This is a genomic window from Neiella marina, assembly GCF_002165625.1.
GTDB classification, from domain to species: Bacteria; Pseudomonadota; Gammaproteobacteria; order Enterobacterales; family Neiellaceae; genus Neiella; species Neiella marina.
Map to the genome: position 1 here is coordinate 261,339 of NZ_NGNS01000002.1, position 12,487 is coordinate 273,825.

The following is a 12,487-nucleotide window of genomic DNA, read 5'->3' on the forward strand; positions in this document are numbered from 1 at the left end:
CCATGGTTATCCAAAATTGGCGCGCGTCCATTAAAGCTAGGTATAGGTATTCGAATTCTTTTCGAATGTGACTGCAATGTTAAAGAGATGTTTTGTTGAAAGCAACTCAAGATAACAGCTCTCCAATGCTCGCTGTATAAGCTCTAAGTGAGTTAATCGTCTGTTTTTTCACCAGCTAACTCGGCGGTCTGGCGACACATAATCAACAAATAAATGATTAAAAGTGTGATTTTTGTCACTTTTTTGGCATGAGCCCGCTGCTGGTTGCTTACCGCCAAGACCGGCTCTGCGCGCAAGAGTTAGATAACGGTCACTAATCAACTTCGTTGTGGATGAAACCCTCAACAGCTTTCGAGTAGACTTTCAGCTCCTTTCGCCTACTTGGCAAAACTACGGGTAGTTGCAGTATTTATGTATATCTATGTCGCAAGACAACCCATTGTTGATGCTGACCGCAATTTGGTCGGTTACGAGCTGTTGTTCAGAGATAGCTTGAACAATGTTTTTCCTCGTATCAATGCTCACGAGGCAACATCCAAGTTGGTTGCAGGAAGTCATCTCCACCTCGGCTTTGAAGAACTCATTGGCGATGCGCCAGCCTTCATTAACTTTCCCGAGTTGTCGCTCCTCGTTCGTGTGCCTGAATTACTGCCGAAAGAGCGAGTCGTGATCGAACTGCTTGAGGATATTGAGCCGGGTCCAGAACTCGTCAGTATTTGTCAAAAACTAAAGCAACTTGGCTACCGAATCGCACTAGATGACTTTGCATACCAGGACGCTTGGCGCTCAGTGCTGCCCTTTGTCGATATGATTAAAGTCGATATTCAGGCCAGTACGCCGAAGCAGATTCTGGCAATTAAAAAGCTAAAACTCGATTTTGATATCGAGCTGCTCGCTGAGAAGGTGGAAACGCCAGAAGAATACGAGAAGATGCGGCAAATGGGATTTCAGTATTTCCAAGGCTATTTCTTTAGCCGGCCGGAAATCATCCAGCGTCGTGGTTTAAACCCTTCACAAACCAACTTGGTTGAACTTTTGGCGAAGTTAGCGCAGCCAGAATGCGATTTTTCCGAATTGAATACCATTATTCAACGCGATGTGTCGTTGACCTATAAGTTGCTGCGGTTTGTGAACTCCTCATTCTTTGCCCACCCTTCGGATATATCCTCGATTAAGCAAGCGCTGGTGTATTTAGGGGAAACTGAACTGCGCAAGTTCTTGGCGCTTATTGCCGCAGCTAATTTGGCTCAGGACAAGCCCGATGAGTTGCTGCGCTTATCCATTACTCGCGCACGTTTTTGCGAGCTACTGACGTCCAAACAAGAGCAAAATCATGCGCCTGCGGCGTTCTTGGCGGGGCTGTTTTCGTTACTTGATGCGATATTGGATCAACCGATTGATGTGATTATGGAAAAGATTCCGGTCTCAGAACACATCAAGGATGCAGTGATCCATCGGCGAGGAGTCATTGCGCCGTACCTGAATTTGGCTTTGGATTATGAGCGAGCGATCTGGGAGAGCATCCCGGCAATGTCGGATCGTTTGGGGTTAGCGGATGAATCGCTTCCTGCGTTTTATCAGGAAGCGATTGGTTGGAGCAATGCCTTACTTGGCTCGACTACTGAAAGTAAAGACGTCAGCTAGCTTTAACGCCGCCATAACCGCCGTAGGCTCAGTCCAGCGAGTGCAAGCAAACTCAACAAGCCGGTACTGCCGCCGCCACCAGAGCTACCGCCATCACTACCATTACCACCACTTGTTGGTGGTTTGGTGGTTGCTGGTGGTAGCAAATCGAGATTGGTATCTTCATTGGGATCAATGACGGTAATCGACTCGATGATGACGTAATGCTCGTCGGTGAGCGGCTCATCGCTGGCTGGCTCTGATTGCAACGGCAACGCGTTCAGTGGTGAGCCCGCATTGTAAACTGGTAGATCGGCAATGGCGTCGATCACTTCCATTCCGTCACCCATGACGATACCAAACACGGTGAAACCGTCATTTTGGTTGTCCAGATTTGCCGCGTTGTTGCTCAGATTAAAGAACCATTGCGACGTTGCACTGTTGGGATCGGAACCAAGCTTAGCCATGGCGATGGTGCCACGTACATTAGACAGCTCAGGCTCGTTATCAACGGCAGGATCTTGCTCGACCACTTCGAGCATGCCCGACTCAGAGTTATATGAATAGCCACCGGATTGAACGACAAAGCCGGGTACGGAGCGATGAACGATGATATTGGAGTAAGCTTCACGCTCGACATACTGCAAAAAGTTATCAACCGTTTTCGGTGTGGTGTTGTCGAACAGGTTAATATCAAAATCGCCTTGCGAAGTTTTGACATGAACGACAGTGGCATTGGCGATTGGCGCTGCAAGGCTACAGCATATTGCTGCAGGGAGGAGCAATTTCGAAAGTGTATTAGGCAACATAAATACTTCTACTACTTGTTACGTTGTTTGAAGGTTGCAGCGGGCCGACGAAGCCCGAGCGGCTGGCGATTATGGCACAGTTAGATGACCGTTCGGGACTGATCTTGGCGTTAATTGAAGTACAGCACAAAAAAAGAGTGTTTTGTTAACAGTTTGTTTTAGCTTTGTGCCGCGGGATGAATCAACTCCGGTGCTGCGACTACATCTGTTGCCAGGTTTCGGTACCAGCTAAGTTGTTTCGGCGGGATGTAACCGGCAACCGATTCAAGTTCCGACAATTTACATCCCTGCTCAGTAATGAAACAGAGGTAACTGTGCCGCACTGTATCCAGCGACAGTTGATTAGCTTGTTGTAGCTGGATGTCTTCCGCGGCGATTGACAGCATGGCATCGATATCCGCGAGATCCATTTCGCCATCTTGATGCTGAGGCCACAACGGAGCCTGTGGTGTGAGATTCAAGGTGTTAATCAGCTGTATCAGTTGTGACGGTAGTTTCAGAGACCGTTGAAAACGGCCAGATATGTGGAGCATTTGTTGTTCGAGGTCGAACTGCTCTTCATTAATCGCAAGCAACTCAGTTGGTGCTACGCCACTCAATAGCAGCGCTATGGCGATTTTGGCATCTTGAGGCGCCTGAGCTTGTAACGCGACCAATTCCTCAGTCATTAACTGCCGAGGCATACCCGCAGCAGGGGCAATGGTCGCAGCAGGCGTGCGCTGACTTATGGCTTGTGGTTGGGGGGCTTCTGTAAGGCGTTGGTGCGGCGGCTGATGCTCAAGTTGCTGATTCATGGAACTGCCGAGCGCGGCGCTGGCTGGAGCATTCTGAACGATGGTGTAATTTGCCGTAGTGGGCCCGGTTGGCCGCTTTACCGAAACAAGGGCAAGTACCTGCAAACTAATCAGGGCACCGAGCACTGCTGCAATCAACACAAACAATGAGTGGAGCCAGTAATTTGGACCAATAGGAAAAGTTGGTGCCGACGGATATTCCAATACATCAACTCTGGGCACATCAGATTGCACAACTTCCAAGTCAATGAGTTTGGCTTTGTGTGCTCTAATCTGATTCTCTAGCAGGACTAATTCCTCATTCATAATTCGATAGTCGGCAAGTCGTTCCTTGGCCGCCATCGTTTCTGCTCGGAGTTGTTCCCGTTGTGCTGTAAGCGCTGTTACTTTGCCTTTGGCATCGACTAGGCTTTGTTTGGTATCGGCCTCGTACAATGCAGCACTATTACTGGTTAAATTGGCAAGTTGCTGTTTTTGCTCTTCCAGTTTGCGAGTTTTTTTAACGATGTCTGGATCGAGCGCCATGTACTTATCGGTGAAACGCTCACTCAGTTCAGCAAGCTGCTGTTCGATAGTCAATATACTAGCGCGCAATCGTTGCGCTTGTTGTTTGGCATCAGGGCTGGCGATTGGAGAGCCTTGTTGTTTGGCCTGTTCAATGGCTTTTAACTGCGCTGCAGCTTCAATCTGTTGCTTCTCGGCTTCATTCAATGCTTTAGTGACATTTTTCATTTTATTCAGCGCGCGATTTTCATCTTGCTGAATCGAACTGACATCATGCTCAGCACTAAAGGTCGCTAGAGTTTGTCTGCGATCGGCCAATCGTGCTTCTAAATCAGCTAGTTTGTCGTTGGTCTGGTGTTGATTCTTGTTTGAGCTTTGGCCTTGCTGTTGTTGATATTCTTGCAGATAAAGCGCAAGCCAAGCGTCCATTACTGGCAAGGTAAGCTGCGGATCGTGATCGCGTACATACAGAGTAAGCATACGCTGAGAAGGTTCGCCGTCACTACTCAGCATTGCTGACAGTCGCTCACCATCGATGCTAAAGCCGGAGTCATTAAGGGTATGTAGTAGTGAATTTTGCAGACCTTCACTCTGAAGTTTGCGTTCACTGACAGCGAATGCTCGCTCAGCCATGGCTTCAGGAGCCACTGTTCCTATGTCCGGAAAAGTCAGTTGGACCAATGCTGAGCTTTGATAAATCGGCGAACGAATCCAAACCGCGATCAAACCGACAATCAGAATGGAAAAGAAACTACCAAACAGTACTCGCTTGCGGGTGTTGGCATCCGCCTGAGCTTGCTGCTGTTGTTGGAGGTTTGACGATGCTGCGGTGACATCGATTTCCGGTCCGAAAGCCATTCGATTCAGTCCTTTTCCTTACTGCCCTGGAGTTTGGCACGAGTCCTTGATGACGAATGTAACAGCTCAATAAAAAAGAGGCTAGCGTAGCGCTAGAACCATGAGGCTTTGTGCGTTGCCCCCGCGCTTAGCGGGGGAGTAGATAAGCTCGATTATCCGACGTTGACGAAAGGTTGGCGTGTATTGGCGTCACCATCGAGGTTGCGCATCAATAAGCCATGGCTGACGTCGATTTCTTCCGGTACTGGCAGATAAACGGTATAGCCATTGCCTGGCGCCACTTCCATGGATTCGCCTTTACCATTTTCGATGTGATCCAGGGTAAAGCTTAGGTTACCTTTTGGTGTCATCAATTCGACGTGATGACCTTTATCGAAGCGGTTTTTCACCTCTACCTCGACCAAGCCATTGGCCATGCGCCCCTTAATTTCACCGACAAACTGCTGACTGGTGCTCACTGAATAGCCGTAGTCATAGTTTTGGTAAGAATCGTGAGTGTGGCGACGCAAAAAGCCTTCGGTGTAACCTCGGTGTGCCAAGTGTTCCAACGATGCCAGCAAGTTGGGATCAAACGGCTTACCGGCAACTGCATCATCAATGGCTTTGCGGTATACCTGAGCAGTACGAGCACAGTAATAAAACGACTTGGTGCGACCTTCAATTTTTAACGAATGAACACCCATCTTTGTTAGACGCTCAACGTGCTCGACAGCACGCAGGTCTTTTGAGTTCATGATGTAAGTGCCATGCTCGTCCTCGAATGCTGGCATGTATTCGCCTGGGCGATTGCCTTCTTGCAGCAGATACATCTTGTCGGTCGGTAGCCCTTCGCCTAATGTCGCTGGCGCTTTGGCCAATTCGCTCTCAATATGCTGTTGCGCATTAGGGTCGATGGCGACGACATCACCGACTTCGTTCTCAGTTGCTTCATGGGCGTCATATTTCCAACGACAGGCGTTGGTACAAGTGCCCTGATTCGGATCGCGCTTGTTGATATATCCCGACAGCAAACAACGGCCAGAATAAGCCATGCACAAGGCACCGTGAACGAACACTTCAAGTTCCATTTCAGGGACACGCTGACGGATCTCTTCAATTTCGTCGAGCGATAACTCGCGCGACAAAATGGTGCGGGTGATTCCCATCTGTTGCCAGAATTTCACCGTCGCCCAATTGACCGCATTGGCCTGTACTGACAAATGAATTGGCATGTCTGGAAAATGCTCTCTAACCATAGAAATCAACCCCGGATCAGCCATGATCAGTGCATCGGGCTTCATATCAATGACAGGTTGGAGGTCTTTAATAAAAGTACGTAACTTTGTGTTATGCGGGGAAATATTGTTGACCACGTATAACTTTTTGCCGAGAGAGTGCGCTTCATCAATACCTTTTTTAAGGTTTTCATGATTGAATTCGTTATTCCGAACCCGCAGACTGTAGCGAGGCTGGCCTGCGTAAACGGCGTCAGCGCCGTACGCGAATGCGTAGCGCATGTTTTTTAGGGTACCGGCAGGTGATAGCAATTCTGGGCTAAACATGTGGCCTCACTTTTGACAATGATGAACTATAGTAAACGGCGCGCGATTTTACGTCTGTAGCCGTCACCATGCAAATTTGCTGATAGTTTAACCAGTCCAAATGGCCGACTAATTTGTGTTTTGACGATGGATTTAGCTATCAGTCAGCTTTTTGAATAAAACGAAAACAATAACTTAAGGGACTTATGTCTACTGAAAGTGCTTTGCTCGGAATACTCACCGAGAAAATTAGACAAGATGCCTTAGTGCTTCCTACGCTGCCAGAAGTGGCCGTTAAAATTCGTGATGTGGCAGATGACCCTGCCAGTACACTCCATGATATTGCTCGCGTGGTGTCCACCGATACCGCTCTATCTGCTCGGATTATCCGAGTGGCTAGCACTGCCTACAACAGCCGCTCTGCAAATATTGATTCAGTCTCGACAGCGGTTTTCCGAATTGGTTTGCGTGCGATTAAGAATGTCGCTATTGCGATGGCACTTGAGCAGTTGTTTATTTCCAATAACCAAACGGTGAAAAACTGTTTGCGCAAAATATGGCACCAGAGCATTTCGGTGTCATGCGCGGCGGTGGCGTTGTCAGAAGAATACCTGAACACCCATAAACGCTCCGCAATTTCTCGTGACCGATTGGCGCTGGCAGGTTTACTCCATGAAATTGGCGCCTTGCCGATTTTGACCGAGATTGAAGTTCAAGCGCCCGATATGATTTCGGCCGCTTTCTTGGACAACGCCATTGAACAGCTAAGTTGTACGGTTGGGGTTCATATCGTCCGTCATTGGAACCTTGGTGAAGATTTTGCTCGAGTAGTGTGGCAATGGCGCAATCAGAGCTTCCAAAGTGATGACGTTGAGTACTTGGATTTTATCCGTCTTGGTCACCTGTATATGCAATACAGTGAGCAGCAAGTTGATGTCAAAGATGAGTTGGAATATTACGTTGATAAAGGTGTGATCAGCTCTACCGATGTGTTTTTGTGTCCAGAGTTTATCAACAAGCTGGCGCAAGAGCGGACGCTTTACGAATAAGCTGTGATACCCGCCGCATTGAAGCGGCGGGTGTCAATTTAACGTTGTTCTGGCAGTAATTCTCCGCCCATGGCATTGAGCAGGGCTTTAATTAACACCCGAATTTCACCGCACATCAGGCTGAAATCAGCATCCAGTCGAGCGAGTGGGTCTTCGTCACCGACCTCATCATTCTCATCTGTTACCAGCTCAGTGAATTTCAAGCGCTTGATGGTTAAGTCATCTTGGACAATGAGCTCCGCTCGCTCATCCAGCATTAACGACAACTTCACTACTTGCTTGCCTGCTTCTAAATGAACCTTGATTTCGTCGCCATCGAGAGCTTGGCGTTTAAAGCGGACAACTGCACCATCATCACCAATTTCAGACAACTCCGCTTCGTCGGTGATGGTAAATGGGGCAGGGCAGGTGCCGTTTTCTAGCCATTGAGTCATCACGTACGCCGGCGCTTGCATTACCTCAACTGGTAAAACCGGGAGGGTGCCAAGGCTCTTGCGAAGCAAGGCTAATAGCTCCTCTGCTTTATTGTGGCTGGCAGCATCAACGACCAATAACCCTTCTTTCTTATCAATGAAAGCTGATGTGCTGGCGAAACGGCTAAATGCTCGCGGCAACAAGGTAGTAATGACTTCGTCTTTGAGCTGTTGCTTTTCTTTGTTGCTGACTTTTCGTTGTTCTGCGTCGGCGATCTGAGAGGCTTTTTCTTCTACTTCTTCTTTGACAACTGCTGCTGGAATGATTTTCTCTTCTTTGCGAGCAGTGACCCAGAAGCAGTCATTGGCAACGTGCAGCAGCGCATCGTGATGCTGACCAAAAGGTGAAGTCCAGCCATATTGGCTGATGTCTTGAGAACCACATGGGTGAAATGCAAATTCACTAAGAGCTTGCTCGAATTTTTCATCAGAGAGCTCGAACGGTTTGGTGAAACGGTAAAAAATCAGGTTCTTAAACCACATGAGGTGTCTTCGCTTATTGCCAAAAAAGGGGACGATATTGAGCCACAAAGTCGATTGAGGAACAAGCGTTGCCGCAAGGATAATGCGGCAACGCTAGCTAACGTACTAGCGAATATAAGGATTCTGTCGTTGCTCCTGACCGACCGTGGTGGTTGGGCCATGACCCGGCAACAAGGTGGTGTCGGCTGGCAATGAAAGAATTTGTTGCTGAATCGACTCTATTAATGTGGCGTGGTCGCCTTTGGGAAAATCGGTTCGGCCAATAGAATTTTTGAAAATGACATCACCGACAATGGCTAGCTGATTGTCATGATCAACAAAAATGACATGGCCCGGAGTGTGTCCAGGGCAATGACGTACTTCCAATACTCGTTTGCCTACGGTGATTTGATCGCCTTGTTGGAGCCATCGCGTTGGGGTAAACCCGTCGACTTTGGGAAAACGAAACATTTGACTCTGCTGCGGTAACGCATCAATCCAGAATTTGTCTTCTTGGTGTGGACCTTCAATATCGCAGGTTAAATCTGCAGCCAGTTTGGCCGTGGCACCAGCGTGATCGATGTGGGCATGAGTAAGTAGAATTTTGCTCACTTTGAGTTGCCGTTGTTCGACTGCGGCGATGATTTGCTCCATGTCGCCACCAGGGTCAACGATGGCCGCTTCCTTGCTTTGTTCACACCAAAGTAAGGTGCAATTTTGCATGAAGTCAGTAACGGGAATAATCTGATAGTTCATAAGGTATGGCAGCTAAATGGTAACAATGTGTGGTCGCAGCTTAACAAAAATAGGGCTGCTCTGTAGACTAATACCAATCCATGTAGACATTTGCTCCACTCAGAGCGAAGTCAGAGTCGCTAGTTTCAGGCATTTTAAGTTAGGAATATTTATTCTATTTCAACTTGAAATAACGCAAAAATAGCAGTTCTGACACGCTCCCTTCGGGCTTTAAGAAAAAGCAGTCACTCATCGTCATCGAACTTACTACGTAGAATCACTACGCTGTAAATCCGCTTTCTTGATTGACTGCTTTTTCGTAACGCTGAGAGGGTAAATGTCTCCATGGATTGGTACAATCAGGTCAATATTAAAGGAATCAAGGAATGATTAAAGTACAAGGTTTGTCGAAGCGATTTAGGGTCGACAAAAAGGCTAACGTGCCCACTAACCGACTTAATGGAAAATGGTTTCAGGCACTTTCAGATATCAGTTTTGAAGCTCAAGCTGGCGAAGTGATTGGTTTACTTGGCGCCAATGGGGCTGGCAAAACAACTACGCTTCGATTGCTCAGTGGCATCCTGAAAGCAGATCAAGGTACGGTCGAAACCGATTTGGCTGATGTTGATTCTGACTCTCAAGGCTATCGCCGCCAGCTTGGTTTCTTGAGCGGTAGCAAAGGGCTTTATGAGCGCTTAACTGTCCGAGAAAACCTTAATTTCTTCGCTCGCAGTTATGGCCTTGCTTCAGAGCAAGTGCGACAACAAATCGAATTACTCTCCGAACAACTAAAACTTGAACAGTTTCTTGATCGCAAAGTGTCGGAGTTATCCACTGGCATGCGACAGCGCGCTGCTATTGCTCGAGCGCTGGTACACGATCCGCAATTAGTGATTTTCGATGAGCCAACCACTGGGCTTGATATCGTTGCCACCGAGCAGGTACTGAGCTGTATTGAACAACAGAAGCAGGCAGGAAAAACAGTGTTGTTTGCAACGCACCACATGGATGAAGTGCAGTTGCTATGTGACCGGATTGTTGTCATTCACGAAGGTAAGCGCTGTTTCTTTGGTTCTTGTCCTGAGTTTCTTGAGTATTTTCAGGCCGATTCACTCAATCTGGCATTGCGTCATTGCTTGCAACAAGGAGGAGCAGCCTAATGTGGCATCTGTATCAAAAGGAACTACTGGAGTTAACCCGTGATCGGCGAGTCATGATGACCATGATTCTGACGCCGCTGCTCATTATGCCAATCATTATGGCGATCAGCATGGGGGTTACAGCCTCTGTGGCTACAGCTAAACAACAAGAAACCATTCGCTATGACGTTCGCGGTGAATTTTCCGATTATTCTGTTGTTGCCGCATTGAACAAACAGCAAGGTTTATCTCGAACAACACTGGCGAGAGATGTCAGCCCTCAGCAAGCGTTAGCCGAAGGACAAGTTGACTTGGTGCTTGAAGTACAAGGAGTGATGCCAAACGCCACCTGGATCCTGCATTACAACGGTGCCGAGGTGTTTTCACGCTCGACTCGACTGATTAATACAGTGAAAGCGGAACTTGCTCGGCAATGGCAGACGACTCAACTGTTGAGTCAGGGGTTGGATGAATCACAGCAACAACGGTGGCTGAATCCTATTACCCTTGAGAAACAGTCAATTGCCGATGAGCGTGAAACCATTGGTGAGGCTGTTGGCGGATTCTTACCCTACCTCATGTTAATTATTGCTCTGTCTGGGGCGATTTATCCGGCAGTCGATATTGGCGCAGGTGAGAAAGAGCGCGGTACGCTCGAAACCTTGCTGATGTTGCCGCTGTCGACCACTGAAATCGTGTTGGCAAAAATTGCATTGGTCTCAACCACCGCGTTTATCACTGCTTCACTAATGCTTCTCAGTATGGCGGGTTGGGGCGCAGCGGCAGCATTCGGTTTGAACATCGACGTGGTCAAAGAAGCAATGCAAAGTTTTCATTTCCATGACTTTATTTTAATTCTGTTGTCTGTGATCCCTGCATGTATCATGTTTGGAGCTTTAATGATGGCGATCTCTTTTTATGCGCGTAGCTTTAAAGAAGCGCAAACCTACATGGGATTTGCCTTTACCCTGCCATTTTTACCGCTACTACTGGCCTCGCTGCCCGGTATTGAAATGAATTTCTGGTGGGCCATGGTGCCGCTCTCCAATGTGGCTTTGGCGATTAAGGAATTAGCCAAAGGAACCTTAGCGTGGGGCTACTTGCTGCTGATCTGGGCCAATGCTGGCTTTGTCGCTTGGCTTCTGACTCGACTTGCTGTCCGTTGGTGTCAGCGTGAGCAAGTGCTATTTCGTTAAAATCTAGGCCAGAGCACATTTGTTGATTGCTTGTTGTTTGTGCTCTGGCTGTACCTTTTATCAATTATTGCTGCCCGACAAATAGCAAAAGTCCCTGTTAACCATAAGCTTATGCAAGCTGTCAGAAGTCGACGTGATGTCAACAAAGGAGTCGTTTATCGTTGTTGACGACTCGTCGCTGTGTATTGAAATAAAAATGTCACATTGTTCTGACACCATTTGCGCCAAGTTAGAGATTCGATTTGTATCTCTTCTTCTTTTTTGACGAAACAATATACGAGTAATGTGCGATGAATCTGATCAAATCCTCTGCGGCCTTGGCCGTTGCGGCTACTTTGGCTGCGCCTGCGTTTGCCCTTGAGCCAATTACTGTCTACGGCAAAATCAACACTTCACTCCAGAGTTCTGATGACAAAGGCACTGATGGCAGCGAAGCTGAATTGAAATCCAATGCGTCACGCTTTGGTGTCAAAGGCGGTATGGCTGTTAACGATTCGCTGGATGTTATCTACACCTTGGAATTTCAAGTGAACATCGCTGATTCCGAAGGCGATAACATTGATGCGCGTAACCAGTGGATCGGCTTGCAAGGCGATTTTGGCCAGGTACTTGTGGGTCGCAACGACACTATGTTGAAACAATCTCAGGGTAAAGTGGACCTGTTTAGCGATCTGGAAGGTGACGTTAAAGCCTTGTTCGAAGGCGAAAATCGTCTTGACCAAACGGTGACTTACAAATCGCCAAAGTTCAATAACTTCCAGTTTGGCGTCACCTACGTGACTGAAAACTCAAACAAGCAAAAAGATGAAACTGGCTTCTCCACTGCGCTGATGTACGGTGATTCAAAACTGAAGAAAACACCGATTTATGCCTCTGTTGCCTACGACAGTGAAGTGGATGCACACGATGTCATTCGCGCCACAGTTCAGGGTAAGTTAGGTAACTTCGTGTTGGGCGCAATGATCCAAAACGAAGAGCCTGTTGATGGTAGTGACGATTACACTGGCTACATGGTCAGCGCGGCTTACAAGATGGATGCTTGGACCTTTAAAGCGCAATATCAAACCATGGAAGAGGCGAGTGCCGATCCAACCTCAATCAGCATTGGCGCAGATTACAAGTTGGCTAAACCAACTAAGTTGTATGCCTTTGCAACGCTGCGTGACCTAGATAAAGATGTGACGAACGATGGCGGTAAGACCATTGACGAAGAAACCTATGTTGGTTTGGGTATTGAACACAAGTTCTAAAGCTTAAAACAACGGCCGTTTATTCGGCGGAAAGACAAGCGGAGCCTAGGCTCCGCTTTTTTGTATTCGCTTGAT

Annotated in this window: 10 protein-coding genes; 5 read left to right on the top strand and 5 right to left on the bottom strand. The window is 47.7% G+C overall.

Translation table 11 applies throughout. The features are described 5' to 3' along the window. Positions 1–411 precede the first annotated feature (411 nt). Positions 412–1,644 carry an EAL and HDOD domain-containing protein gene (locus CBE68_RS02980; protein ID WP_087504561.1) on the top strand — a complete coding sequence of 411 codons (1,233 nt, stop codon included), beginning with the start codon at positions 412–414 and terminating at the stop codon, positions 1,642–1,644. A 2-nt stretch (positions 1,645–1,646) separates the two neighbouring features. On the opposite strand, the gene CBE68_RS02985 is transcribed toward CBE68_RS02980, so the two are convergent. The 3 genes from CBE68_RS02985 to trhP all read right to left on the bottom strand — a co-directional run bounded on the left by CBE68_RS02985 (position 1,647) and on the right by trhP (position 6,129). After that, positions 1,647–2,432 (bottom strand): peptidylprolyl isomerase, encoded by a 786-nt coding sequence (locus CBE68_RS02985; protein ID WP_087504562.1) that lies wholly within the window; start codon positions 2,430–2,432, stop codon positions 1,647–1,649. Positions 2,433–2,590: 158 nt separating this feature from the next. Beyond that, a complete protein-coding gene (locus CBE68_RS02990; RefSeq protein WP_087504563.1) occupies positions 2,591–4,588 on the bottom strand; it encodes a GumC family protein in 1,998 nt (665 codons plus the stop codon). 152 nt (positions 4,589–4,740) lie between these two features. Next, positions 4,741–6,129 (bottom strand): prephenate-dependent tRNA uridine(34) hydroxylase TrhP, encoded by a 1,389-nt coding sequence (gene trhP / locus CBE68_RS02995; RefSeq protein WP_087504564.1) that lies wholly within the window; start codon positions 6,127–6,129, stop codon positions 4,741–4,743. A gap of 185 nt (positions 6,130–6,314) precedes the next feature. Here trhP and CBE68_RS03000 point away from each other — a divergent pair, with 185 nt between their 5' ends. After that, positions 6,315–7,157 (top strand): HDOD domain-containing protein, encoded by an 843-nt coding sequence (locus CBE68_RS03000; RefSeq protein WP_087504565.1) that lies wholly within the window; start codon positions 6,315–6,317, stop codon positions 7,155–7,157. 38 nt (positions 7,158–7,195) lie between these two features. Here the strand turns inward: CBE68_RS03000 and rdgC are convergent, their stop codons facing one another. Together rdgC and CBE68_RS03010 are read right to left on the bottom strand one after the other, a co-directional pair. Then, positions 7,196–8,113, bottom strand: a complete 918-nt coding sequence (rdgC, locus tag CBE68_RS03005; protein WP_087504566.1) for a recombination-associated protein RdgC — start codon at positions 8,111–8,113, stop codon at positions 7,196–7,198. A 105-nt stretch (positions 8,114–8,218) separates the two neighbouring features. Beyond that, complete coding sequence (locus CBE68_RS03010; RefSeq protein ID WP_087504567.1) at positions 8,219–8,848, bottom strand: MBL fold metallo-hydrolase; 630 nt, start codon at positions 8,846–8,848, stop codon at positions 8,219–8,221. 365 nt (positions 8,849–9,213) lie between these two features. On the opposite strand from CBE68_RS03010, the gene CBE68_RS03015 reads away from it, so the two are divergent. From CBE68_RS03015 to CBE68_RS03025, 3 genes are all read left to right on the top strand, one after another. Then, a complete protein-coding gene (locus CBE68_RS03015; protein WP_087504568.1) occupies positions 9,214–9,987 on the top strand; it encodes an ABC transporter ATP-binding protein in 774 nt (257 codons plus the stop codon). Further along, a complete protein-coding gene (locus tag CBE68_RS03020) occupies positions 9,987–11,162 on the top strand; it encodes an ABC transporter permease (RefSeq protein ID WP_087504569.1) in 1,176 nt (391 codons plus the stop codon). Before CBE68_RS03015 ends, CBE68_RS03020 begins: the two co-directional genes overlap by 1 nt. A 290-nt stretch (positions 11,163–11,452) precedes the next feature. Further along, entirely contained in the window at positions 11,453–12,412 is a 960-nt protein-coding gene (locus CBE68_RS03025; RefSeq protein ID WP_087504570.1) for a porin, read from the top strand. The last annotated feature ends 75 nt before the right edge of the window (positions 12,413–12,487 follow it).